A 24,419-nucleotide genomic window follows, 5' to 3' on the forward strand; every position below is an offset into this window, starting at 1 on the left:
ATGTCGTAATTTACTCCCACGTACCAGTAAGGTGAGGCTGACCTACGGTCACATCCGGGGCGGTGCCGTGCGTACTACATCGCGTAGAATGCTTTGGTGCGATCTCCCGATTCTCCCGTCCTCTCCATCACAGGACTCATTAAGGACGTTGGCCCGCTGGCCTCCCTTGACGGCAAGATGCTCCGGGTGGTCAGCGGAGTCTCCCTCGCCGCCGAACCCGGACAGGTCACCGCCCTGCTGGGAGCCAACGGCGCCGGCAAGACTACCACCATCGAATGCGCGCAGGGACTGCAGCGACGGTCCGGCGGGTCGGTTTCCTTGCTTGGCCAGGACCCCGACACCGCAGGCGCTGAGCTCCGGTCCCGCGTAGGCGTCATGCTCCAGGACGGCGGACTGCCGCCGTCGGCCCGTCCCATTCCCCTGCTGAAGCATATCGCCGGAATGTACAAGGATCCATGGCCGGTAGATGAGCTGATCGGGCGACTAGGCATCGACGCCTTTAGCCGGACCACGGTCCGGCGGCTCTCCGGAGGCCAGCGGCAGCGGCTGGCGCTTGCCGCAGCGCTGGCGGGGAACCCCGAGGTGCTGTTCCTGGACGAACCCAGCGCGGGCCTGGACCCGCAGTCGCGGCAGCTGGTCTTCGAGCTGATTTCCGAACTGCGGGACGCCGGCATGGGAATCGTCCTGACAACCCACCTGATGGACGACGCCCAACGTTTGGCCGACTACGTATACATCATTGACGCCGGCAGGAACGTGGCCGAAGGCACGGTGGCGCAGCTGCTGCAGCGGAACATCAGCGCGGACGCCGCCCAGGAACACATCCGGACACTTCTCTTCGAGTCGCGGCCGGGCCTTGATTTCACAGGCGTCCTGCCCGCCACCGTCGACGTCCGGGAAGCGCGGGCCGGGAGCTACTCCGTGACTGGAGCGCTGACGCCGGAGGACCTGGCTGCGCTGACAGCCTGGTGGGCTGCGCACGGCATTATGCCGGGCTCCATGAGCCTGGAGGCCCGGAGCCTGGAAGACGTATTTTTGGACATTTCCGGAAGGGAGATCCGATGAGCCGGGTCCTCGGCAGCGCTCCCGCCCCGTTGCTCCGCCGTATTCTGCTCCAAGGCAAATACGAGGCACTCACGATGCTGCGGAACGGGGAGCAGCTCATCCTCGCCGTCGTCCTGCCTCTGATGGCCCTGGTTGGCCTGACCGTCACCCCGTTGCTGGACGGACTCGGCGGCACGCGCGTCGATGTTGCGGTGCCCGGCATCCTCGCCCTGTGCGCCATGTCCACCGCCTTCACCGGCCAGGGCATCTCCACCGGCTTCGACCGCCGCTACGGTGTGCTGCGCTTCCTGTCCACCACTCCCCTGGGCCGGACCGGACTGATCACCGGCAAGATCCTGGCCGTCCTCGCCGTCCTGCTCCTTCAGGTCCTGGTGGTGGGCGCGGTGGCTTTCGTGCTCGGCTGGCAGCCGACGACGGCGGGCTGGGTTCCGGCGCTGGCACTCCTGGTCCTGGGGGCGGCAGCCTTTACTGCACTGGGGCTTCTGGTTGCGGGGACTGTCCGGCCGGAGGCGACCCTGGCCATCACCAACCTCTTATGGATCCTGCTCGGAGCCCTTGGCGGCATCGTCATCCCCGCGGAACGGCTGCCCGGCCCCGCCCAGGAACTGGTCCACTTCCTGCCTTCCGGGGCGCTGGGTGAGGCCCTCCGGGATGCTTTCCTCGCAGGCACCTTCAATGGTGGTGCCACCCTTATCCTGCTGCTCTGGACGGCAATTGCCGGCGCAGCAGCCATCCGTTGGTTCAAGTGGAATTGAGAAAACCGTGAGTACGGCATCGCGCCTCCCCCAGATCCTCGGACGGATGACGTCCAAACTGCCCGTCACGGTTGATGCGACCGTTCGCCGGCTGGCCGTACTGTCGCTCATCGGGCAGACAGTGCTCGTTGTGACCGGCGGGGCCGTCCGCCTTACCGCGTCCGGGCTCGGGTGCCCCACCTGGCCCCGCTGCACGGATGCGTCCCTGGTCAACACGCCCGAAATGGGCATCCACGGCTTCATCGAGTTCGGAAACCGGCTCCTGACGTTTGCACTGGCGGCCATCGCGGCCCTCATGCTGGTCTACTTGTGGAACCTCCGCAAGGAGCGCAAGGACCTCTTCCTCCTGGCGGCGGGCCTGCTGGCGAGCATCCCGGCCCAGGCCGTCATCGGCGGCATCACGGTGCTCACCCAGCTCAACCCGTGGGTTGTGGGACTCCACTTCCTGGTGTCGATGGCCCTCGTTGTGTTTGCGACGCTGCTGGTCAACCGGGCCTACGGCCGTACGGGCAAGTTCCCCGCCGTGGCGCTTCCCGCCCTGCCGGGCGCCGCACGGCCGGTGATGACCGCCGTCGCCCTCTTTTCCGCTTTGGCTGTAACCCTCGGCGTGGTGGTCACCGGGGCCGGCCCGCACGCGGGTGATGCCGAGGCCCCCAGGAACGGACTGGACTGGGACCTCTTCTCCCACATCCACGCCGTCCCCGCCTACCTCGTAACGTCCGGCGCCCTCTTCGGAGTGTTCCTCGTGTTCCGGGACCGGATCAAAGGCCCGTTCCGTATGGCCGTCCTGTTACTGCTGGGAGTCACGCTGCTCCAGGCCGCCATCGGCTTCACCCAGTACTACAACGGCATTCCTGCACTGCTGGTGGGAGCCCACATGCTGGGAGCCGCGCTGCTCATGAGCGCAGCCACGAACGCCGCGGACGTCGCTCGGTTCAGCCCCGTTAAATAGGCGCGGGGCCGTGAAGTCGGACGCGTGAAGTAGGACGAAGCCGCTTAGTAGGACACGTTCCGTCAACTAATACAGCCTGCAGACAAGCACTCCGGCCCGCAGTTCACAGGGACCGGGGTGCTTCTCTGTGCACGTCCAACGCTCTCTCAGTTCCTGCGGGGTTCCCACGGACGCTCTCTCAGATCCTGCGGGGTTCCAACGGACGCTCTCTCAGATTCCGGGCACACGTCTCCGACGCTCTCTCAGATCCTGCGGTTTAACTGGTAACGCTCCCTCACACGGTATGAAGGAGTGTTACCCGATTCGTTGCGAAAGCTGAGAGAGCGTTGGCGGTGTTACCCCCGGAAGTGAGAGAGCGTTGGCGGTGTTACCTCCGGAAGTGAGAGAGCGTCCTGGGAGGCTGAGGGGCGGTTGGTGCTAGCCCATGATGGCTGAGCCCACGAAGGGGTCGACAGCCAGTGCGATGAAGAGCAGAGTCAGGTAGCTGATGGAGCCGTGGAAGACCTTCATGGCGCCCTTGTTGGAGACGTCGCCACCCTGGGCCCGGTTGTAGAGGGCGTGGGATTCGTACAGGAACCAGGCACCGGCCAGGACGGCAGTGACGGTGTATACCCAGCCCGCGCCGCCGGCGGGTACCAACAGCAGCGAGCACGCCACCATGGCCCAGGCGTAGAGAACCACCTGGACGGAGACAACCTTCGCGCCGGCGATGGCGCCCAGCATCGGCACGTTGGCGTTCCGGTAATCCTCGCCGTAGCGCATGGACAGCGGCCAGTAGTGCGGCGGGGTCCACAGGAAGATCACCATGAACAGCACGATGGCGGGCCACTCCACGGTGTTGGTGACGGCGGCCCAGGCGATCAGCACCGGGAAGCACCCTGCCGCTCCGCCCCAGACAATGTTCTGCGCCGTGCGGCGCTTGAGGATCATGGTGTAGATGACCACATAGAAGACGATGGCGCCGAGGCCAAGCCAGGCCGAAAGCGGGTTGGCGCCAAACCAGAGGATGGCAATGGCGGCCGCACCCAGCAGCCACGAGAATACGAGCGCTTCGCGCGGCGTGACCTCACCGGTGACGAGGGGGCGTTTTTCCGTGCGGTGCATCAGTTTGTCGATGTCACGGTCGATGTAGCAGTTGAACGCGCCGGCGCTGCCCGCGGCGAAGGCTCCGCCGACGAGCGTTGCCAGGATCAGCCCGATGGACGGAAACCCGCGTTCGGCGTAGATCATGGTGGGCAGCGTGCTCACCAGGAGCAGCTCAATGACCCGCGGTTTCGTGAGGGCAAGGTACGCCTTGGCTTTGCGGGCTATCCCAATTTTTCCGGGGAGCCGGGAGGCGTTCAGCGGCGTATCTGTTGTGCTCACGGTGGCAGTCACTCTGTTCTGTCTGGCTGTTCAGTCCGGCTGGTTCTCGCAGCGGCGGGGGCCCAAAGCGGGCCCGCTCCCTCCGGCGGTGGCCTCCGAATATCATACCGTGGCTCTCCGGCCACCAATGCCTCCACAATTCCGGCACGTTAACCGATCCTCACAACCGCCGCAAGACTCGGTGATTCATATAAGAAAATTCAGTCCACTTAGTGAGATATACGCTGACCAGCCCTTGGAATGGGGCTAAGCTATCTGCAGATCAGCACGTAAGGAATGCCCATGGAATGCGCATTCCCGGAATCTCAAACGCGACTGAATGATAGATCAACGTTTCAATGGTGAACGGCTGGTACACACCGCAGCGGCGCCATTAAGCGCGCCTCGGCTGCGGCCCGTCCGTACCACCTGCCGTCAGCACAGAGAGGGGCCCGGTTTTCGTGCCACATTTGGAAGAGCAAGAACTGTCATGGACCAGTTTGGACCAGCGCGCCGTTGACACGGTCCGCATTTTGGCCGCGGATTCGGTCGAAAAAGTAGGGAACGGCCACCCTGGCACCGCGATGAGTCTCGCCCCGGCTGCGTACCTTCTCTTCCAGAAGCTGATGCGCCATGACCCGAAGAACCCGGACTGGATCGGCCGCGACCGCTTCATCCTCTCCCCCGGCCACACGTCCCTGACGCTGTACATCCAGCTGTTCCTCTCCGGCTACGGCCTGGAGCTCGATGACCTGAAGGCCCTGCGCACCTGGGGCTCGCTGACACCTGGACACCCGGAGTACAAGCACACGGCCGGTGTGGAAATCACCACCGGCCCGCTGGGCCAGGGCCTTGCGTCCTCGGTCGGTTTCGCCTACTCCCAGCGCCGCCAACGCGGCCTGTTCGACGCCGATGCTCCCGCCGGCGAGTCCCCGTTCGACCACACGATCTGGGTCATTGCCTCCGACGGCGACCTCCAGGAAGGCGTGACCTCCGAGGCTTCCTCGCTGGCCGGCCACCAGGAACTGGGCAACCTCGTGGTGGTTTACGACGAGAACCACATCTCCATCGAAGACGACACCGACATCGCCTTCACCGAGGACGTCCTGGCGCGCTACGAGGCCTACGGCTGGCACGTCCAGCGCGTGGACTGGACCAAGACCGGTGAATACAAGGAGGACGTGCAGGAACTGTACGCCGCCCTGCTCGCCGCGAAGGCCGAGACCTCCAAGCCCTCCATCATTTCGCTGCGCACGATCATCGGCTACCCGGCCCCGAAGAAGCAGAACACCGGCAAGATCCACGGTTCCGCCCTGGGCGCCGAGGAAGTCGCCGCGCTGAAGAACGTTCTCGGCTTCGACCCCGCGAAGACGTTCGAGGTTGACCAGGACGTGCTGGCGCACGCCCGCGCCGTCGTTGACCGGGGCGCTGCGGCCCGCGCCGAATGGCAGGACTCCTTCGAAGCATGGCAGGCAGCCAACCCGGAGAACGCGTCCCTGCTCGAGCGTGTGGAAGCCCGCAAGCTTCCTGTGGAGCTCGACGGCGCCCTGCCGGTCTTCCCGGCCGGCAAGGACGTCTCCACCCGCGCAGCCTCGGGCAAGGTCCTGAACGCGATCGGCCCGGTCATGCCCGAACTCTGGGGCGGCTCGGCCGACCTCGCCGAATCGAACAACACCACCATCGAAGGCTCCCCGTCGTTCGTGCCTGCCTCCAAGCAGACCGACGCCTGGAAGGGCAACCCCTACGGCCGGGTGCTGCACTTCGGCATCCGCGAGCACGCCGCGGCCTCGATCGTGAACGGCATCGCCCTGCACGGCAAGACCCGTGCGTTCTCCGGCACGTTCCTGATCTTCTCCGACTACCAGCGCCCGGCCATCCGCCTCGGCGCGCTGATGGGTGTCCCGTCCCTGTATGTGTGGACGCACGACTCCATCGGCCTGGGCGAAGACGGCCCCACCCACCAGCCGGTGGAGCAGCTGGCCTCCCTGCGCGCCATCCCGGGCCTGGACGTTGTCCGCCCCGGCGACGCGAACGAGGTCTCCGCTGCCTGGAAGGTCATGCTCGAGAACCACGAGAACCCGGCCGGCATCGTCCTGACCCGCCAGAACATCCCCACCTACGCCCGCGGCGAAGGCGAAGCAGAAGGCGACACCTTCGGTGCCGTCTCCGGCGTCGCGAAGGGCGGCTACGTCCTGGCAGAAGCGTCCACCGACGGCAAGACCGCCGAAGCCCAGGTCATCCTGATCGGCACCGGTTCCGAGGTCCAGCTGGCCGTGAACGCCCGCGAAGCCCTCCAGGCCGAAGGCATCCCCACCCGTGTGGTGTCCATGCCGTGCGTGGAGTGGTTCAACAAGCAGGACGCCGCCTACCGCGACGCCGTCCTGCCCCCGGCCGTGAAGGCACGCGTTTCCGTCGAAGCCGGCCTGGCCCTGGGCTGGAAGGAATTCGTCGGCGACGCCGGCCGTTCCATCAGCCTCGAGCACTTCGGCGCCTCCGCCGATTACAAGCGCCTCTTCCAGGAATTCGGCATCACGACAGAAGCAGTCGCTGCCGCGGCCAAGGAATCCCTCGCCGGCCTCTCCAACTGATCCACCCACGGTTCCGGGGGACCGAGTCCCCCGGAACCTATGACTTCAAGGAGTTTGACATGACTACCCCCACACAGCAGCTCTCCGACGCCGGCGTCTCGATCTGGCTCGATGACCTCTCCCGCGGCCGCCTGGAGACCGGCACGCTGCGCAAGCTCATCGAAGAGAAGAACGTTGTTGGTGTTACCACCAACCCGTCCATCTTCCACGCCGCGATCACCACCGGCCACGACTACGACGCCGTCATCGCCAGGGAGGCAGCAGCCGGCGCCACCGTCGAAGAGACCGTCTTCGAAATCACCACCACCGACGTTGCCGACGCCTGCGACCTGTTCGCCCCCGTCGCCGCGGCATCCAAGGGTGTTGACGGCCGTGTTTCCATCGAGGTGGACCCTCGCCTGGCCTGGGACACCGCCGGCACCATCGCCGAAGCCAAGCACCTGTACAAGAAGGTCGGCAAGGACAACGTCCTGATCAAGATCCCGGCAACCCTTGAAGGCCTCGAAGCCATCACGGCCACCCTGGCCGAGGGTATCAGCGTCAACGTGACCCTGATCTTCTCGCTGGAACGCTACCGCGCCGTGATCAACGCCTTCCAGTCCGGCCTGGAGCAGGCCAAGGGCAACGGCCACGATCTGTCCAAGATCCACTCCGTCGCGTCCTTCTTCGTCTCCCGCGTGGACGCCGAAATCGACAAGCGCCTCAACGCCATCGGCACCGACGAAGCCAAGGCCCTCAAGGGCAAGGCCGGCCTGGCCAACGCCCGCCTGGCCTACCAGGTCTACGAGGAGCTCTTCTCCACCGAACGCTGGGCACTGCTCGCCGAGGCCGGTGCGCTTCCGCAGCGACCGCTGTGGGCCTCCACCGGCGTGAAGGACCCGGCCTACCCGGACACCCTCTACGTCACGGAACTCGTCGCCCCCGGCGTGGTCAACACCATGCCGGAGAAGACCCTGGACGCCACGTTCGACCACGGCACCGTCACGGGCGACACCGTGACCGGCACCTACGCCGATGCCAACGCCACCCTCGACGCCCTGGAAGCGCTTGGCGTTTCCTACAACGACGTCGTGGCACTGCTTGAGTCCGAGGGCCTGGACAAGTTCGTGGCCAGCTGGAAGGAACTGCTGGGCGACGTCGAAGGCGCCCTGGCCTCTGCACGGAAGGCTTCCTAACCCATCATGAGCACACTCAGCTACGACGCCACCGGCGCAGCCCGCCAGGCCCTTGAGCAGCACCTCCCCGCCCTGCTGGAAGAACGCATTGCCACCCGGATCTTCGCGAAGGACCATACCCTGTGGGGTCCGGACGCCGAGCAGGAATCCGCGATCCGGCTGGGCTGGGTCGAGGCGGCCACCGTCTCCCAGCCCCTGGTGAGCGACATCCTGGAACTCCGCGACGCGCTGAAGGCCGAAGGCGTCACGCGCATCGTCCTCTGCGGGATGGGCGGCTCCTCGCTGGCGCCTGAAGTCATTGCGGGCACCGCTGGCGTCGAGCTGACTGTGCTCGACAGCACCGACCCCGAACAGGTCAGTGCCGCGCTGATGGACCGGCTTGCCGACACAGCCATCGTTGTTTCGTCCAAGTCCGGCTCCACGGTGGAGACCGATTCCCAGCGCCGGATCTTCGAGCAGGCATTCACCGATGCCGGCATCGACGCGAAGAGCCGCATCATCATCGTCACCGACCCGGGTTCGCCGCTGGACAAGGCTTCCCGGGAGGCCGGCTACCGCGCCGTCTTCAACGCCGACCCCAACGTCGGCGGCCGGTTCTCGGCGCTGACCGCCTTCGGCCTCGTCCCCTGCGGCCTAGCCGGAGTGGACATCCAGGGTTTCCTGGATGAAGCCGAGGAAGCAGCCGAGATCCTCAACGAGGACGCCCCGGAAAACATCGGCCTTGCCCTTGGCACGGCCCTGGGCGGCACCAACCCGCTGCGCAACAAGATCGTCATCGCGGAGGACGGGTCCGGCATCGTCGGCTTCGCCGACTGGGCCGAGCAGCTCATCGCTGAATCCACGGGCAAGCTGGGCACCGGCGTACTGCCGGTCGTGGCCGGCCCGTCAGCACCGGAGGTCACCTCCGGCGCAGCCGACGTCCTGGTGGTGCGGCTGGTAGCGGCCGACGCCGACGACGTGCAGCTCGGCGAAAACGAGGTCGCCATTGCCGGTGGCCTGGCAACGCAGATGATGGTGTGGGAATTCGCGACGGCGGTGGCCGGCCGGCTGCTGGGCATCAACCCCTACGACCAGCCTGACGTCGAGGCCGCCAAGGTGGCCGCCCGCGGCCTCCTGGACGCACAGCCGGAGCCGACCCCTGCCAACTTCGTGGACGGCGCCATCGAGGTCCGAGGCGGCGACTGGCTGGGAGATGCCTCCACGGCATCTGCAGCCGTGTCCGCCTTGCTCTCGCAGCTCGCCGACGACAGCTACCTCAGCGTCCAGGCCTACTTCGACCGGCTGGCGTACGCTCCGTTCGAAGGCGTCCGCGACCAGCTCGCAGCCGCCAGCGGACGCCCGGTGACGTTTGGCTGGGGCCCGCGCTTCCTCCACTCCACCGGCCAGTTCCACAAGGGCGGACCCGCTATCGGCGTCTTCCTGCAGGTGACGGCATCGTCCGCCACGGACCTGTCCATCCCGGAGCGGCCGTTCACGTTCGGCGAGCTGATCTCGGCACAGGCCGCGGGTGACGCACAGGTTCTCAGCGAGCATGGACGTCCGGTCCTCCGCCTGCACCTCACGGACCGCGCCGCCGGCGTCAAGCAGCTGCAGGACGTCATTTCAGCGCTTGCCGGCCAGGCAGCATCCCACACTGAAAGCTAAGGCACCGAAGCAACCATGCCAGAAACTGAAAACGGCAGCAGGAAGTCAGCAGGGCGGGGCCGCAACCCGTTGAGGGACCCTCGGGACCGCCGGCTGAACCGCATTGCCGGCCCCTCCTCGCTGGTCCTCTTTGGGGTGACCGGCGACCTTGCCCGCAAGAAGCTCATGCCTGCCGTGTATGACCTGGCCAATCGTGGCCTGCTGCCGCCGAGCTTTGCCCTGGTGGGCTTTGGCCGGCGGCAGTGGGACAACGAGGACTTCGCCGCCGAGGTGAAGGCCTCGGTGCAGGCTTATGCCCGTACGCCGTTTGACGAGGCGGTGTGGAACCAGCTGTCCGAGGGCATCCGCTTTGTCCAGGGGGAGTTCGACGACGACGACGCCTTTGAGCGGCTCGGCGACACGATCGATGAACTGGACGAGCAGCGCGGAACGCGCGGCAACCACGCGTTCTACCTGTCGATCCCGCCGAAGGCGTTTGAGCAGGTCTGCCGGCAGCTGTCCAAGCACGGGCTGGCGCAGGCCGAGGGTGAGAAGTGGCGCCGGGTGGTGATCGAGAAGCCGTTCGGTCATGACCTGGAGTCGGCCCGGCAGCTGAACGACATTGTGGAGTCCGTCTTCCCGCCGGATGCCGTGTTCCGGATCGACCACTACCTGGGCAAGGAAACGGTCCAGAACATCCTGGCCCTGCGCTTTGCCAACCAGCTGTTCGAACCGCTCTGGAACGCCAATTACGTGGACCATGTCCAGATCACCATGGCCGAGGACATCGGCACCGGCGGCCGCGCAGGCTACTACGACGGTGTGGGCGCGGCCCGCGACGTCATCCAGAACCACCTGCTCCAGCTCCTGGCCCTGACGGCCATGGAAGAGCCCATTTCCTTCAACGCGGACGACCTGCGTGCGGAGAAGGAAAAAGTCCTGGCCGCGGTCAAGCTCCCCGAGGACCTGTCCACGCATTCGGCCAGGGGCCAGTTCGCCGGCGGCTGGCAGGGCGGCGAGGAAGTGCAGGGATACCTGGAGGAAGAGGGCATTCCGGCTGACTCCACCACGGAAACCTACGCGGCCATCCGGGTGGACATCCACACCCGGCGCTGGTCCGGTGTGCCGTTCTACCTGCGGGCCGGCAAGCGCCTGGGCCGCCGGGTGACGGAAATCGCCGTGGTGTTCAAGCGCGCCCCCAACCTGCTGTTCCGCGATCACGCCGACGACGACTTCGGCCAGAACGCCGTGGTCATCCGGGTCCAGCCCGATGAGGGCGCCACGATCCGGTTCGGCTCCAAGGTCCCCGGCACACAGATGGAAGTCCGCGACGTGACCATGGACTTCGGCTACGGACACTCGTTCACCGAGTCCAGCCCGGAAGCCTACGAACGGCTCATCCTGGACGTGCTGCTGGGCGAACCGCCGCTGTTCCCCCGGCACGCCGAAGTGGAACTGTCCTGGAAAATCCTGGACCCCTTTGAAGAATACTGGGCCGGCCTCGGCGAACAGCCCGAGCCCTACGCGCCCGGAAGCTGGGGCCCCGCCTCGGCCGACGAGCTGCTGGCCCGCGACGGACGAACCTGGAGAAGGCCATGATCGTAGATCTTCCCGACACCACCACCTCGGCCATCTCCAAGAAGATCATGTCCCTGCGCGAGCAGGGCGGCGTGATCGCCCTGGGCCGGGTCCTGACGCTCGTGGTGGTCACCAAGTCCGGGCTGGAAGAGGAGGCCATTGAAGCGGCCAACGACGCCAGCCGGGAACACCCCTGCCGGATCATCGTCCTCGCCGACGCCGGCGCCAAGGCACCGACCCGGCTCGACGCCCAGATCCGCGTGGGCGGCGACGCCGGCGCCTCCGAAGTCATTGTGCTCCGCGGCTACGGGGAACTGGCTGAGGAAAGCGAATCCCTGGTCGCCGCGCTGCTGCTCCCGGATGCGCCGATCGTGGCCTGGTGGCCGCACGGGGCACCGAAGAGCGCCTGCGAGACCTCCATCGGCCGGATCGCCCACCGCCGGATCACCGACTCCGCCAACGAGGAGGACCCGCAGCGGGCACTGGACAACATCCGCAACACCTACAAAGCCGGCGACACCGACCTCGCCTGGACCCGCCTCACCAACTGGCGGATCCAGCTGGCCGCGGTCCTGGACCAGGTGGACTCCTCCCCCGTCACGGCAGTCGCCGTCGAAGGCGCCTCGGACTCCCCCAGCACCCTGCTCCTCGCAGCGTGGCTGACACTATCCCTGGACGCACCCGTCACCATCGTGGCCGACCCCGCCGGCACCGGCATCCGCCGCGTCCGGCTGAGCCGTGCCAGCGGCGACGTCCAGCTCTTCCGTCCCGGACTGTCCGTGGCCGAACTCACCCAGCCGGGCCAGCCCGCCCAGCGCATCTCGCTGCCACGCCGCAGCCTCCGCGACTGCCTCGCCGAAGAACTCCGCCGGCTCGACCCCGACGAAGTCTTCGGTGAAGTGATTACTATTGGACTGCCCCGTACAAACCTAAGGAGTGTCCGTCCCAGTGAGCGCTGATCCCCGAGTAAGCATCCACCCTGACTCATCCGTACTGATGGCGGCCATTGCGGCGCGGCTCATCACCAAACTTGTGGATGTCCAGGACAAACACGGTGAGGCAACGGTGGTGCTGACGGGCGGCACTGTGGGCATCGGAACCCTCAAGGCGGTTGCTGATTCCGCGGCGGCGCCGGCAGTGAACTGGTCGAAGGTCAACTTCTGGTGGGGCGACGAGCGCTTCGTCGGCAGCACGGACAGCGACCGCAACACGCTCCAGGCCCACGAAGCCCTGCTGTCCCAGATCCCGGTGGACCAGGAACGGGTGCACCAGCCGGGGTCCTCGGACGACTTCGACAGCCCGGAGGAAGCTGCGGCAGACTACGCGCGACGCCTTGCCGAGGCGGCAGCCGCCGAGCACGCGGCCGACATGTCCGATGACCGTCCGGAGAACCCGGGCACACTTCCCCGGTTCGATGTGGTGCTGCTTGGCGTAGGCCCGGATGCCCACGTGGCCTCGCTCTTCCCCGAGCAGGCCGGCATCCGCGAAAAGGAGCTCACTGTGGTGGGTGTCCGGAATTCGCCGAAGCCGCCCCCGGAACGGATTTCCCTGACCCTGCCCGCGATCAACACCGCCAGTGAAGTGTGGATGGTTGTCGCAGGCGAGGACAAGGCCGGTGCCGTTGGTCTGGCCCTGGCGGGTGCCAACCCCGTTCAGGTCCCGGCAGCAGGACCGACCGGACGCTCACGGACGCTGTGGCTTATCGACGAGAACGCCGCTGCACGCGTTCCGGAGCAGCTAGTCCGAAAAGGTCCCGCGGGCTCTTAGCCGTTCCAGCGCTCCAGCCAGTACGTCTTCGGCGTCCTGGCTGGAGCGCCGTTCTTTAACGTACTCAAGGTGGCTCTTGTAGCCCTCTTCGGGATGATGTGGGAGCTCCACCGGAGACTCGTCCCGCGTTGCGGTGCCACCGCAGCGGCGGCAGTCCCACACGACCGGGATCTGGTCTTCCGGGAGCTTAATGAAAACAGGCCGCGTCTCGTGTCCCTTGGCGCACCAATAGGAAACACGAATACGCGGCAACCGCTCACCCACAAAATCATTTGGCTGGATTTTAGGGGCTGACCCCTCTGTTACACCCACGCGGGTTCCCCGAAACCCTGAAGTAGCATGCACCATCGGGAACTCCTGGCTACTCGACTGACGGACTGTTGCAAGCAACAGCCACAGTTTAGTTCGGAGTTCCCGACGGCGGCAGGGCCGTTAGTACCGGTCGTGTAAATTCCCGGGAAATTCCAGTCCGGGTGTGTTTCCGGCAGAAACTGCTAGGAGTCCCCGCCCGAGGAAAAGCGCATCACGAGGCCGAGGGCGATGATGACAACACCCCACGTGATGCCAAGGACGACCGTGAACCTGTTGAGGTTCCGTTCCGCCACACCTGACGAGCTGAGGCCCGAGCTCATGCCTCCGCCGAACATGTCCGACAGACCGCCGCCCCGTCCCTTGTGGAGCAGGATGAGCAGCGTCAGCAGGAGGCTGGTGATGCCCAGGAGGATCTGCAGAATGACATGAAGAACGTCCACGACGGCCTTTCAGAAGTTGATGATTGCGGAGGTCAAGCCTGTGTCCGGACTAATCCGTCAGCAGGTGACTCTCGAACCTGACAATATTAGCAAACTCAGCGGGGTCGAGGCTGGCGCCACCAACCAACACGCCGTCGACGTCGGGTTCGTCCAGGATGGCTGCCACGTTGTTGGCCTTGACCGAACCGCCGTAGAGCAGGCGGACCTTAGCGGCAACGGCGTCGCCGAACAGGGTGGTGAGTTCCGCGCGGATGGCTGCGCACATTTCCTGTGCGTCCTCCGGGCCGGCCACTTCGCCGGTGCCGATGGCCCAGACGGGTTCGTAGGCAACCACGAGACTGGCTGCTTCGTCGGCGCCAAGGCCCTCGACGTTGGCGCGCAGCTGGTCCAGCGTGTGCTGGACGTGCGTCCCGGCCTGGCGGATCTCAAGGCCCTCGCCCACGCAAAGAACCGGGGTAACCCCGTGGCGGTAGGCGGCCTTGACCTTGGCGTTGAGGACGTCGTCCGACTCGTTGTGAATCGTGCGCCGCTCGCTGTGGCCCACCAGGACGTACTTGCAGCCCAGCTTGTTCAGGAACTGGCCGGAGATGTCACCGGTGTAGGCGCCGGAATCGAACTGCGACAGATCCTGGCCGCCGTAGACGACCTCAAGCTCATCGCCCTGGACCAGGGTCTGGACGCCGCGAAGGTCTGTGAACGGGGGGAAAACAGCAACTTCAACGCGGCTGTAATCGTGCTTGGCGTCGGACAGGGTCCAGGCCAGTTTCTGCAGCAGAGTGATGCCCTGGACGTGGTCCATGTTCATCTTCCAGTTGCCGGCAATGAGGGGCGTGCGGTCGAACTTGCCATTAGTTGACGTTGTCACGTGTTCTCCAAAATGTGCTTGTCATGTGAAACAGCCGGCAGGGCGCCCCACTTTTCGTAAGGGGCGCCCTGCCGGCTGGAGGATCTAGCGGTCCAGGACGCTGAGTCCCGGCAGTTCCTTGCCTTCGAGGTACTCCAGGCTGGCGCCGCCACCCGTGGAGATGTGGCCGAACTGGTCATCGGCGAAACCCAGGGTACGGACAGCAGCTGCGGAGTCGCCGCCACCAACCACCGTGAAGGCATCCGCTTCCGTCAGTGCCTGGGCGATGGCACGGGTGCCGCCGGCAAAGGCCTCGAATTCGAAGACGCCCATGGGGCCGTTCCAGAACACGGTCTTGGCGCCCTTGATCCGGCTGGCGAACGCCGCTGCCGATTCGGGTCCGATGTCCAGGCCGATGCCCTGCGCGCCGAAGCTGCTGCCTTCGATGGCGTCAGCGCGGACCGTCTCGTGGTCAGCGTCAGCCGCGAATTTGGCAGCCACTTCAACGTCGGTGGGCACGATGAACTCGGTGCCGGCGTCGGCTGCCCGCTTCAGGTAGTCCTGGACCACGGGGATCTGGTCTTCTTCCAGCAGGCTGCCAGCCACCTTGTGGCCGGCCGCTGCGAGGAAGGTGAACAGCATGCCGCCGCCGACCAGGATGGTGTCGGCCTTGCCGATCAGGTTGTCGATGACTGCGAGCTTGTCCGAGACCTTGGAGCCGCCCAGGACCACAACGTAGGGCCGCTGCGTGTCAGTGGTGAGCTTACGCAGCACCTCGACTTCCGTGTGCACAAGGTCGCCCTGGTACGACGGCAGCCGGGTGGCGACGTCGTACACGCTGGCGTGCTTGCGGTGGACGGCGCCAAAGGCGTCATCCACGTAGGCACCGTTGCCGCCTGTCAGCGCAATGAGTTCATCCGCGAAGGCGCCCCGCTCGGCGTCGTCCTTGCTGGTCTCGCGGGCATCGAACCGGACGTTTTCAAGGACCAGCGCTTCGCCGTCCTGCAGCGAAGCGGCAAGCTCCTTTGCCGAGGCACCGACGGTGTCTCCGGCAAGGGTGACCTTGAAGGAGGCCAGTTCCGCCAGCCGCGTGGCGGCAGGCTTGAGGGAGTATTTTTCCTCCGGAGCGCCCTTGGGGCGTCCGAGGTGGGCTGTGACCAGCACGCGGGCACCGGCGTCCGTGAGCTTCGTCAGTACTGGCAGGGAGGCCTTGATGCGGCCGTCGTCAGTCACTTCAGAGCCGTCGAGCGGCACATTCAGGTCACTTCTGACAAGAATGTACCGCCCGCGGACACCATCAGCGATCAGTTCGTTGAGGGTGTGGAATGTCATGTGTCTAACCCTAGCCCAGCTTGGATGCGACGAGCTCCGTGAGGTCGACAAGCCGGTTCGAGTAGCCCCATTCGTTGTCATACCAGGAAACAACCTTGACCTGGTTGCCAATGACCTTGGTCAGTCCTGAGTCGAAGATGGAGGAAGCGGGATCGCCGACGATGTCCGAGGAGACGATCGGAGCGTCCGTGTAGGTCAGGATGCCCTGGAACGCGTCCGAATCGGCAGCCTTCTTCAGCGCAGCGTTGACTTCCTCAACCGTGGTCTCGCGACCGACGGTCACGGTGAGGTCCGTGGCGGAACCGGTGGGGACCGGTACGCGGATGGCGTAGCCGTCCAGCTTGCCCTTCAGTTCCGGGAGCACCAGACCGATGGCCTTGGCAGCACCGGTGGAAGTGGGGACCATGTTGATGGCGGCGGCGCGGGCGCGGCGGAGGTCGTTGTGCGGGCCGTCCTGCAGGTTCTGGTCGGCAGTGTAGGCGTGAACCGTGGTCATCAGGCCGCGTTCGATGCCGAACTCGTCGTTGATGACCTTGGCCAGGGGGCCGAGGCAGTTTGTGGTGCAGGAAGCGTTGGAGATGATGTTGTGGGCTGCGGGGTCGTACAGCTCATGGTTCACGCCCATCACGATGGTGATGTCCTCGTCGGAGGCCGGGGCGGAGATCAGGACCTTCTTGGCGCCGGCGTCGATGTGCTTCTGCGCGGCTGCGGCCTTCGTGAAGAAACCGGTGGACTCGATGACGATGTCAACACCGAGCTCGCCCCACGGGAGGTTGGCGGGATCGCGCTCCGCCAGGACCTTGATGACGTTGCCGTTGACAACGATGTTTCCGTCCTTGACCTCAACGGTTTCCTTCAGGCGGCCGCCGACGGAGTCGTACTTGAGCAGGTGGGCCAGCGCTTCGGGGCTGGTGAGGTCGTTGACGGCAACGATCTCGAGGTCCGCACCCTGTGCGAGTGCAGCGCGGAAGTAATTGCGGCCAATGCGGCCAAAGCCGTTGATACCAATACGGGTCGTCACTTTTTTAGTCTCCTTGGTGCTTGTAGAAGCACAACTAGTTAAGCGGGCGTTCAAGCCAACTAACAGATCCCGCACGCCATTGGGCAGAGATGATTACCAGATCGGAGGGCGACCAGCCACATTGCTGAAGGCTAACCGCCTTCCGTGATCCATCTTACGTTTAAGAAGGTCCGCCCCCGCAAGTGCGGGGGCGGACCGTCCACGATTCGGCCCAAAACGGGCCAAATGTGAACTTTGTTACACGTGGATGTCTTCCACATCACACCTGAAACGCATTAGAGGGTAATGAGTCCCGTTGCGTTCTTGCGCGCGCCGTCGAAGCGCTTGGCGACGTCGGCCCAGTTCACGATGTTCCAGAAAGCCTTGACGTAATCGGCCTTGACGTTGACGTAGTCCAGGTAGAAGGCGTGCTCCCACATGTCGAGCATGAGCAGCGGGGTGGTGCCGAGCGCCACGTTGCCCTGCTGGTCGTAGAGCTGCTCGATGACCAGGTTTCCGCCGATGGGCTCGTAGGCCAGGAAGCCCCAGCCCGAACCCTGCAGGCCGAGTGCTGCGGCGCTGAACTGCGCGCGGAACGCGTCGAAGGAACCGAAGGCGTCGTCGATGGCTGCCGCCAGCTCACCCTCGGGCTTGTCGCCGCCGTCCGGGGACAGGTTGTTCCAGAACACGGAGTGGTTGACGTGGCCGCCGGTGTGGAAGGCCAGGTCCTTCGAAAGGCGGTTGATGTTGGCGAAGTCGCCCTTGTCGCGTGCCTCGGCCAGCTGCTTCAGCGCATTGTTGGCGCCGGCCACGTAGGCAGCGTGGTGCTTGCTGTGGTGCAGCTCCATGATGCGTGCGGAGATGTGGGGCTCCAGCGCTGCGTAGTCGTAGCTGAGTTCAGGCAGTACGTACTCGGTCACAAAATCCTCCAATGTCGTGGACAGGTTGTCCGGTTTGGTAACTCTCGGATTGTGCATCCGGATGACGGGTCACCCGGAAATCTGTGGGGACGGAATCCAGCGCGGATCCGGCAGGCATGGGTCCCAGGGGGCACAACCGCCGAACGCCGCGAGGTATTTCCGTCATCCGGTCTCGATTCTAGGGGCGCCGTTACTCGTCCAGCATTTCCGGCGTCACATTGGCCTCGGTCCCGGGAATCCCCAGGTCCAGGGCACGTTTGTCCGCCATTGCCAGCAGCCTGCGGATCCGGCCGGCGATGGCGTCCTTGGTCATGGGCGGATCAGCCAGCCGGCCGAGTTCGTCAAGGCTCGCCTGCTTGTGCGCCACGCGGAGCTCACCGGCATATTTGAGGTGGTCCGGGACGTCGTCACCGAGGATCTCCAGGGCGCGGTCCACACGGGCACCGGCAGCCACTGCGGCCTGGGCCGAGCGGCGGAGGTTGGCGTCGTCGAAGTTGGCCAGCCTGTTGGCCGTGGCCCGCACCTCTTTGCGCATGCGGCGTTCTTCCCACACCATCAGCGCGTCATGGGCTCCCATCCGCGTGAGCAGGGCGGCAATGGTGTCCCCGTCCCGGATGACCACACGGTCCACTCCCCTGACCTCGCGTGCCTTGGCCTGGATGCCAAGCCTGCGGGCCGCGCCGACCAGGGCAAGGGCCGATTCAGGGCCCGGGCAGGTCACCTCCATGGCGGAGGACCTCCCCGGCTCGGTCAGGGATCCGTGGGCCAGAAACGCGCCGCGCCACACGGCCTCGGCGTCGGCGGCCGAGCCGTTGACCACGGCTGACGGCAGGCCCCGCACGGGGCGGCCGCGCGCGTCAAGCAGGCCGGTCTGGCGGGCAAGGGCCTCACCGTCGCGCACGACCCGCACCACGTAGCGGTTGCCGCGGCGGAGGCCGCCGCCGGAGACGACGATGATCTCGCTCTGGTGGCCGTAGACCTCGGCGATGGCGGCACGCAGCCGGCGCGCCGTGGAGGCGAGATCGACCTCGGCCTCAATGACGATCCGGCCCGAGATAATGTGCAGGCCGCCGGCGAAGCGCAGCATTGCGGAGACTTCAGCCTTGCGGACCGAGGACTTCTTTATGTCCAGGCGGGACAGTTCTTCCTTGACTGATGATGTCAGTGCCATGGCACCTTCCTAACTGTTCCCGAAAATATCGTGGTACGCCGTTGCCAGACGCAGGGGGTCGTGGATCGGACGGCGGCTCGACGCCCCTACTTTACCCAACACCACCTCGGCACCGAGCATCCCGGCGGCCCGCTTGAACTCCTCAACGTCCGGTACGGACACCGGGTCCGCAAGCACGACGTCGACGCTGAAGTCGGGCGCGTAACTTCGCAGCACATGCAGATGGTCGGCAGCGGACATCCCGGAGGTTTCCTTGGTGTCCGTGGCCAGGTTCATGGTCAGGCACCGCTTCGCCGGGGTGTCCGACAGCGCCTGGCGCATTTCCGGCAGCAGGAGGTGCGGCAGCACGGACGTGTACCACGAGCCCGGGCCGAGGATGACCCAGTCAGCCAGTTCGATGGCCGTCAGGGCCTCTACGCAGGCCGGGGCCGAGTCCGGCAGGAGCCGGACGCTCTCAAGCGAACCCGCCACCGCGCATTTGGCCTGGCCCCTGACCGTGTCCACTGTGAAGGTTCCGTCCGGGCCCGGCACGCGGACATCGCCCTCGATGGTCAACGGCACACTCGACATGGGTAGGACCTGCCCGCGGGCCCCCAGGAGGGCCCCGGCCCATTTCAGGCCGCCCACGGTGTCGCCCAGCAGTTCCCAGAGCGTGACGATGAGCAGGTTGCCCATGGCGTGGTCGTCGAGTGAACCGCCCCGGCCTTCCCCGGGCTGGAAACGGTGCTGCATGACGTCCCGCCAGGTCCTGCCCCAGTCGGTGTCGTCACACAGGGCAGTAAGTGCCATCCGGAGGTCTCCGGGCGGGAGGACGCCGTACTCCTCGCGCAGACGCCCGGAAGACCCGCCGTCGTCCGCAACGGTGACGATGGCGGTCAGCTCGGAGGTCAGCAGTCTCAGTGCGGACAGGGATGCTGACAGTCCGTGGCCGCCGCCCAGGGCAACGACGGACGGACCCTTGTCCAGCTGCCCGCCGCCGGAGCCGCCCGCCGGCGGCACCAGGGGCAGCGGCCCGGTAAGCAGTCCCATTATTCGCGGCCCAGGTCCCGATGGGTGGTGGTCACAGTGACGCGAGGATACTGTGCCAGCTTCTTCGACAGTTCGACGGCCACTGCCACGGAACGGTGCTTGCCGCCGGTACACCCCACGGCGACGGTGGCGTAGTGCTTGTTTTCCCTGCGGTAGCCGTCCAGGACAGGCTCGATGGCCAGCACGTAGCGGTCCACGAAGCTCTTGACCCCTTCGGCCTCGAGGACGTAGTCGCTGACGTCCTTGTCCAGGCCCGTGTGCGGACGCAGCTGCGGGACCCAGTGCGGGTTCGGGATGAAGCGGGCATCGACCACAAAGTTTGCGTCCACCGGCAGGCCGTACTTGAAGCCGAAGCTCATCACGTTGAGCCGCAGGGCCACGGGACCGGTTTCGCTGAAGAGCTCCGTGATGGCCGTGGCAAGGGCGTGGACGTTGAAGTCGGACGTGTCCAGGACAATGTCCGCGGAATCACGGAGTTCATGCAGCAGTTCCCGCTCGGCGGCGATGCCGTCGAGGATCCGTCCGCCCTCCTGAAGGGGGTGCGGACGGCGGCCCTGCTCAAAACGGCGCACCAGGACGTGGTCGTTGGCGTCCAGGAACAGGACGCGGAACATCACGCCGCTTGCCTCGAGGGTCTTCAGCGCCGTACGGATGTCCGTGAAGAGCGCCTTGCTGCGGACGTCCACCACCACGGCGAGCTTGGGAATGGACTGCGGGGCGTGCGACACCAGTTCGGCCAGGGTGCCGAGCATCTGCGGCGGGAGGTTCTCAACGACATACCAGCCATGGTCCTCGAGGGCGTCAGCGGCAGTACTGCGGCCTGCCCCGGACATCCCCGTCACTACGAGCAGCTCCGCTTCAACGGGTTTGACGGGCGTCATGCCGTCCTGTTCCGCTTCGGATCCTGCCGTTGACTCTGCCATGAGTAAAGCCCCATTCCTACTATGTAATTCGACGCAACCGCGCGTTCCGCTTCCGGTCCTTACCCTAGCTAAGTTTCAATGATTTCGCCGGTCGTCATATTGATGGCCGGTACGTCCGCACCGGAGGCTGCGCCGCCGTTGCCGAAATGACTGATGATCGCATCCGCCAGCGACGGCCCGATGCCCTTGGCCGTTGCCAGTTCGGCGGCGCTGGCGGTCCGAATGCTCCTGACCGAGCCGAACTGTGCCAGCAGGGCCTTGCGCTTGGCCTCGCCGAGCCCGGGGACGCCGTCCAGGGCCGACACCGTCATGGCCTTGCCGCGCTTCTGCCGGTGGAACGAGATGGCGAAGCGGTGCGCTTCATCGCGGATGCGCTGGAGCAGGTAGAGCCCCTCGGACGTCCGCGGCAGGATCACCGGGAAGTCACTGTCGGGCAGCCAGACCTCTTCCAGGCGTTTGGCCAGGCCGACGACGTAGACGTCCTCGATGCCGAGTTCCGCCAGGGCGCGTGCAGCGGCGTTGACCTGGGGCTTGCCGCCGTCCACCACCACGAGGTTGGGCGGGTAGGCGAACTTCGCGCGGGGTGCCGGCGTTGTGGTGTCCTGCACCGAGGCAACCGCAAGGGCCTCGAGCGCGGCCTGATGCCCGGGCAGCTGCGCCGCTTCCGCCTGCACCGCCTTCTCCTGGAGGTAATTCCGGAAGCGGCGCGTGAGGACGTCATGCATGGCGGCGGTGTCATCCTTAGCCGCGGCTCCGGTGATGGAGAACTTGCGGTAGTCGGACTTCTTGGGAAGCCCGTCTTCCACCACCACCATGGACGCCACCACGTTCGTGCCCTGCACGTGGGAGATATCGAAGCACTCGATGCGGAGCAGCGCGACGGGAAGGTCCAGGGCTTCCTGGAGTTCCTGCAGCGCGAGGGACCGGTTCGTCAGGTCGCCGGCGCGGCGGGACTTGTGCAGTTTGAGTGCGTGCTCGGCATTTTCCCGGACCGTGGACATGAGCGCCGCTTTGTCCCCGCGGCGCGGGACCCGGACGTCCACTTTGGCGCCGCGCAGGCCGGAGAGCCACTGCGTCAGCTCTGCAGCGTTGCTCGGCTCTTCAGGAACCAGGACTTCCCGGGGCATCCTTCCCTGGCTGTCGCCTTCCTCGCCGTAGACCTGCTGGAGCAGGTGCTCAACGAGGTCCGGAGTGGTGGAGTCCTCCACCTTCTCCACCACCCAGCCGCGCTGGCCCCTGACCCGGCCGCCCCGGACATGGAAGACCTGGACGGCGGCCTCCAGCTCGTCCTCATGCAGCGCGAACACATCAGCGTCGGTGTCCTCGGCGAGGACCACGGCATTGCGTTCGAAGACCTTCCGCAGGGCGATGATGTCGTCCCGGACCCGGGCTGCGCGTTCGTAGTCGAGCTCGGCAACCGCCGCGGCCATATCCTTCTCCAGCCGTGCGATGAAGCGCTTGGCTTCGCCGCCCATAAAGGCACAGAAGTCCTCCGCCAGCGCCCGGTGCTCCTCGGGTGTCACCCGGCCGACACACGGTGCCGAACACTTGTCGATATAGCCGAGCAGGCACGGCCGCCCGCTGGCCTGCGCCCGCTTCAGCACGCCGGGACTGCAGCTGCGGACGGGAAATACGCGCAGCAAGGTGTCCATCGTTTCGCGGATGGCCCCGGCCGTATACGGGCCGAAGTAGCGGGTGCCTTTCCGGCGTTCTCCGCGCAGCACCTGGACCCGCGGGAACTTCTCCCCCATGGTCACCGCAAGGTACGGGTAGGTTTTGTCGTCCCGGAAGACGACGTTGAACCGCGGCTTGAATTCCTTGATCCAGGTGTATTCCAGCTGGAGCGACTCCAGTTCGCTCCCGACGACGGTCCACTCCACGCTGCTGGCCGCGTGGACCATGGCGTAGGTCTTGGGCAGCAGGCCCCCGGGGTTGGCAAAGTACGAATTCAGCCGGGACCGCAGGCTCTTGGCCTTGCCCACGTAAATGACGCGGCCGTGCGGATCCCGGAAGCGGTACACGCCCGGGTTGGTTGGAATTTCACCCGTTTGGGGTCGGTAACTAGCTGGATCTGCCACGATTCAAGTCTACTGAGGATGCGGGGCGTCCCTGACAGTGGCGCCCCTGACGGGGAACGCTCTTGCCCGGAATGCGCCTGGAAGGAACGCTCGGCCGCTACTCCGCTGCTTTGCTCTGGTTGTAGCTCGTGGAGCGCTCCTGGCCGCTGAGTTCGGCGATGGCGTCCATGATCCGGTCCGTGACCTGGCGGCGGGCGGGCAGCGAGTGGTCGGGGCCGGTCTTTTCGAAGTACAGGGGCTCGCCCACCTTCATGATGAAGTGCTGCGGCTTCACTCCGTTCTGGCCCGCCGGCTGGAGGTTTTCGGTACCGATGAGACCGACGGGAATGACCGGGGCGCCGGTGGTCAGGGCAAGCCAGCCGACGCCGGTGCGGCCACGGTACAGGATCCCGTCACGGGATCGCGTGCCCTCGGGATAGATCCCGATCCCCTTGCCTGCCTCGAGGATGTCCAGCAGTGTCTTAAGGGCCGCCACGCTGGCAGCCTGTTCGCCGCGCTCCACGGGAATGGAGCCGACGGATTCGAAGAAGGATTTCATGACCTTCCCCTTCACGCCGCCGGTGGTGAAGTATTCGGCCTTTGCAAAAAAGGCCACGGGCCGGGGCATCAGGGCCTGGACAATCACGCTGTCCAGGAAGGACAGGTGGTTCGGCGCGACGATAAAGGGCCCGTCCTTGGGAACGTTCTCAAGCCCGATGACCGTGGGCCGGCAGCTTCCGGAGATCAGCGTGCGGGTGGTCCAGCGGATTGCATCAAACAATGCCATTGTTGGGCACCTCACTCATGGCTGCGGGCCGGACGGCGTCCATGCCGTCAATGGCTGCCGCAAGGTCTGCGGTGGAGTGCACGATTGCCACGGCCCCGGCTTCGTGGAGCTCGCCGTCAGGGGCAAATCCCCAGCTGACGCCGATGCAGTCGAGGCCGTTGGCCATGGCTCCGGCCACGTCCTGGGCCCGGTCCCCCACCATCACGGCGTGCTGCGTGCGCAGGTCGGACAGGGCAGCTGCCACAATTTCAGTCTTGCCAAGCGGTGCGCCGGTGCCGGCGGCCTCATCGGCGGCTGAACCGCGGATGAAGGAGAAGGAGCCGGCGATCCCGTGGTGCTCGAGCACGATTCTTGCGAGCCCTTCCGGCTTCTGCGTGGCCACGGCGATGGCCCGTCCCGACGCGGCGTAGCCCTCCACGAGTTCCCGGATGCCCGGGTACAGGCGGCTCTGGCCGATCCCGGTTTCAAGGTAGTAGGCCCGGTAGACGCGGATGACGTCGGCAAGCTGCTCCGGCGGAACGCCGGCGATGTTCAGGAGGGAGTCACTGAGTTTCGGACCGATCATCGCGTCCAGTTGGGCCGGGGCCGGGACCCTGATGCCGAGTTGGGTAAGGGCCGCGGAGATTCCGCCCGTTATTCCCCCCGCCGGATCGACAAGAGTGCCGTCCAGGTCGAAGATCACGGGCACTGTTGAAAGGGTCACCGGCTTAGTTTCCCACAAGTGCGCGAATGGCTGAAACTCGCATTCCCGGACGGG

General features: G+C 65.8%; 22 protein-coding genes. 9 read left to right on the forward strand and 13 right to left on the reverse strand.

The window, feature by feature from the left end; translation table 11 throughout:
* Positions 1-96: 96 nt before the first annotated feature.
* The 3 genes from J2S97_RS04970 to J2S97_RS04980 are packed head-to-tail and all read left to right on the forward strand — an operon-like array spanning position 97 to position 2,772.
* Positions 97-1,065, forward strand: a complete 969-nt coding sequence (locus J2S97_RS04970) for an ABC transporter ATP-binding protein (RefSeq protein ID WP_307047147.1) — start codon at positions 97-99, stop codon at positions 1,063-1,065.
* Positions 1,062-1,820 (forward strand): ABC transporter permease, encoded by a 759-nt coding sequence (locus J2S97_RS04975; RefSeq protein ID WP_307047149.1) that lies wholly within the window; start codon positions 1,062-1,064, stop codon positions 1,818-1,820. Before J2S97_RS04970 ends, J2S97_RS04975 begins: the two co-directional genes overlap by 4 nt.
* A gap of 7 nt (positions 1,821-1,827) precedes the next feature.
* A complete protein-coding gene (locus J2S97_RS04980) occupies positions 1,828-2,772 on the forward strand; it encodes a COX15/CtaA family protein (RefSeq protein ID WP_307047150.1) in 945 nt (314 codons plus the stop codon).
* 417 nt (positions 2,773-3,189) lie between these two features.
* On the opposite strand, the gene J2S97_RS04985 is transcribed toward J2S97_RS04980, so the two are convergent.
* On the reverse strand, positions 3,190-4,149 hold the full coding sequence (locus J2S97_RS04985; protein ID WP_307047152.1) for a heme o synthase: 960 nt from the start codon (positions 4,147-4,149) through the stop codon (positions 3,190-3,192).
* Positions 4,150-4,586: 437 nt separating this feature from the next.
* Here J2S97_RS04985 and tkt point away from each other — a divergent pair, with 437 nt between their 5' ends.
* From tkt to pgl, 6 genes are read left to right on the forward strand one after another with little or no spacing between them, the layout of a single operon-like run.
* Entirely contained in the window at positions 4,587-6,704 is a 2,118-nt protein-coding gene (gene tkt, locus J2S97_RS04990) for a transketolase (protein WP_307047762.1), read from the forward strand.
* A gap of 59 nt (positions 6,705-6,763) precedes the next feature.
* The gene (gene tal, locus J2S97_RS04995; RefSeq protein ID WP_307047155.1) at positions 6,764-7,879 is read left to right on the forward strand and encodes a transaldolase; all 1,116 of its coding nucleotides are present in this window, start codon (positions 6,764-6,766) and stop codon (positions 7,877-7,879) included.
* 6 nt (positions 7,880-7,885) lie between these two features.
* Positions 7,886-9,523 carry a glucose-6-phosphate isomerase gene (locus J2S97_RS05000; protein ID WP_307047157.1) on the forward strand — a complete coding sequence of 546 codons (1,638 nt, stop codon included), beginning with the start codon at positions 7,886-7,888 and terminating at the stop codon, positions 9,521-9,523.
* A gap of 15 nt (positions 9,524-9,538) precedes the next feature.
* Complete coding sequence (gene zwf / locus J2S97_RS05005) at positions 9,539-11,101, forward strand: glucose-6-phosphate dehydrogenase (RefSeq protein ID WP_307047158.1); 1,563 nt, start codon at positions 9,539-9,541, stop codon at positions 11,099-11,101.
* The gene (locus tag J2S97_RS05010) at positions 11,098-12,039 is read left to right on the forward strand and encodes a glucose-6-phosphate dehydrogenase assembly protein OpcA (RefSeq protein ID WP_307047160.1); all 942 of its coding nucleotides are present in this window, start codon (positions 11,098-11,100) and stop codon (positions 12,037-12,039) included. Before zwf ends, J2S97_RS05010 begins: the two co-directional genes overlap by 4 nt.
* A complete protein-coding gene (gene pgl / locus J2S97_RS05015) occupies positions 12,029-12,847 on the forward strand; it encodes a 6-phosphogluconolactonase (protein ID WP_307047162.1) in 819 nt (272 codons plus the stop codon). The genes J2S97_RS05010 and pgl overlap by 11 nt, the downstream gene beginning before the upstream one ends.
* On the opposite strand, the gene J2S97_RS05020 is transcribed toward pgl, so the two are convergent.
* From J2S97_RS05020 to J2S97_RS05075, 12 genes are all read right to left on the reverse strand, one after another.
* Positions 12,818-13,195: an RNA polymerase-binding protein RbpA gene (locus tag J2S97_RS05020; protein WP_307047765.1), complete on the reverse strand. Its 378-nt coding sequence runs from the start codon at positions 13,193-13,195 to the stop codon at positions 12,818-12,820. The two genes, pgl and J2S97_RS05020, sit on opposite strands and share 30 nt — an antisense overlap.
* Positions 13,196-13,341: 146 nt before the next feature.
* Positions 13,342-13,599: a preprotein translocase subunit SecG gene (gene secG / locus J2S97_RS05025; protein WP_307047164.1), complete on the reverse strand. Its 258-nt coding sequence runs from the start codon at positions 13,597-13,599 to the stop codon at positions 13,342-13,344.
* A gap of 49 nt (positions 13,600-13,648) precedes the next feature.
* The gene (gene tpiA, locus J2S97_RS05030; protein WP_307047166.1) at positions 13,649-14,464 is read right to left on the reverse strand and encodes a triose-phosphate isomerase; all 816 of its coding nucleotides are present in this window, start codon (positions 14,462-14,464) and stop codon (positions 13,649-13,651) included.
* 84 nt (positions 14,465-14,548) lie between these two features.
* Positions 14,549-15,775 (reverse strand): phosphoglycerate kinase, encoded by a 1,227-nt coding sequence (locus J2S97_RS05035; RefSeq protein ID WP_307047168.1) that lies wholly within the window; start codon positions 15,773-15,775, stop codon positions 14,549-14,551.
* Between the two features lie 10 nt (positions 15,776-15,785).
* Positions 15,786-16,796 carry a type I glyceraldehyde-3-phosphate dehydrogenase gene (gap, locus tag J2S97_RS05040; protein WP_307047170.1) on the reverse strand — a complete coding sequence of 337 codons (1,011 nt, stop codon included), beginning with the start codon at positions 16,794-16,796 and terminating at the stop codon, positions 15,786-15,788.
* A 275-nt stretch (positions 16,797-17,071) separates the two neighbouring features.
* Positions 17,072-17,695, reverse strand: coding sequence for a superoxide dismutase (locus J2S97_RS05045; protein WP_307047173.1), 624 nt, complete (start codon positions 17,693-17,695; stop codon positions 17,072-17,074).
* 190 nt (positions 17,696-17,885) lie between these two features.
* Positions 17,886-18,866 carry a DNA-binding protein WhiA gene (whiA, locus tag J2S97_RS05050; RefSeq protein WP_011691931.1) on the reverse strand — a complete coding sequence of 327 codons (981 nt, stop codon included), beginning with the start codon at positions 18,864-18,866 and terminating at the stop codon, positions 17,886-17,888.
* 9 nt (positions 18,867-18,875) lie between these two features.
* Positions 18,876-19,895: a gluconeogenesis factor YvcK family protein gene (locus tag J2S97_RS05055; protein ID WP_307047175.1), complete on the reverse strand. Its 1,020-nt coding sequence runs from the start codon at positions 19,893-19,895 to the stop codon at positions 18,876-18,878.
* Positions 19,895-20,818, reverse strand: coding sequence for an RNase adapter RapZ (rapZ, locus tag J2S97_RS05060; RefSeq protein WP_307047176.1), 924 nt, complete (start codon positions 20,816-20,818; stop codon positions 19,895-19,897). Before rapZ ends, J2S97_RS05055 begins: the two co-directional genes overlap by 1 nt.
* 68 nt (positions 20,819-20,886) lie before the next feature.
* Entirely contained in the window at positions 20,887-22,896 is a 2,010-nt protein-coding gene (uvrC, locus tag J2S97_RS05065; protein ID WP_307047177.1) for an excinuclease ABC subunit UvrC, read from the reverse strand.
* Between the two features lie 97 nt (positions 22,897-22,993).
* Entirely contained in the window at positions 22,994-23,662 is a 669-nt protein-coding gene (locus J2S97_RS05070) for a lysophospholipid acyltransferase family protein (protein WP_307047178.1), read from the reverse strand.
* Complete coding sequence (locus J2S97_RS05075; RefSeq protein WP_307047179.1) at positions 23,649-24,365, reverse strand: HAD hydrolase-like protein; 717 nt, start codon at positions 24,363-24,365, stop codon at positions 23,649-23,651. The genes J2S97_RS05070 and J2S97_RS05075 overlap by 14 nt, the downstream gene beginning before the upstream one ends.
* Between the last annotated feature and the right edge of the window lie 54 nt (positions 24,366-24,419).

It is taken from the genome of Arthrobacter oryzae (assembly GCF_030812315.1).
GTDB lineage: Bacteria > Actinomycetota > Actinomycetes > Actinomycetales > Micrococcaceae > Arthrobacter > Arthrobacter oryzae_B.

What these genes read in the sequence shown, in the direction of transcription:
- J2S97_RS05055 (WP_307047175.1), bottom strand. Translation starts at nt 19,895, where the DNA reads ATGGGACTGCTTACCGGGCCGCTGCCCCTGGTGCCGCCGGCGGGCGGC.
- J2S97_RS05000 (WP_307047157.1), top strand. Translation starts at nt 7,886, where the DNA reads ATGAGCACACTCAGCTACGACGCCACCGGCGCAGCCCGCCAGGCCCTT.
- J2S97_RS05010 (WP_307047160.1), top strand. Translation starts at nt 11,098, where the DNA reads ATGATCGTAGATCTTCCCGACACCACCACCTCGGCCATCTCCAAGAAG.
- J2S97_RS04975 (WP_307047149.1), top strand. Translation starts at nt 1,062, where the DNA reads ATGAGCCGGGTCCTCGGCAGCGCTCCCGCCCCGTTGCTCCGCCGTATT.
- J2S97_RS05020 (WP_307047765.1), bottom strand. Translation starts at nt 13,195, where the DNA reads ATGGTGCATGCTACTTCAGGGTTTCGGGGAACCCGCGTGGGTGTAACA.
- tal (WP_307047155.1), top strand. Translation starts at nt 6,764, where the DNA reads ATGACTACCCCCACACAGCAGCTCTCCGACGCCGGCGTCTCGATCTGG.
- rapZ (WP_307047176.1), bottom strand. Translation starts at nt 20,818, where the DNA reads ATGGCAGAGTCAACGGCAGGATCCGAAGCGGAACAGGACGGCATGACG.
- whiA (WP_011691931.1), bottom strand. Translation starts at nt 18,866, where the DNA reads ATGGCACTGACATCATCAGTCAAGGAAGAACTGTCCCGCCTGGACATA.
- J2S97_RS05070 (WP_307047178.1), bottom strand. Translation starts at nt 23,662, where the DNA reads ATGGCATTGTTTGATGCAATCCGCTGGACCACCCGCACGCTGATCTCC.
- zwf (WP_307047158.1), top strand. Translation starts at nt 9,539, where the DNA reads ATGCCAGAAACTGAAAACGGCAGCAGGAAGTCAGCAGGGCGGGGCCGC.
- J2S97_RS05035 (WP_307047168.1), bottom strand. Translation starts at nt 15,775, where the DNA reads ATGACATTCCACACCCTCAACGAACTGATCGCTGATGGTGTCCGCGGG.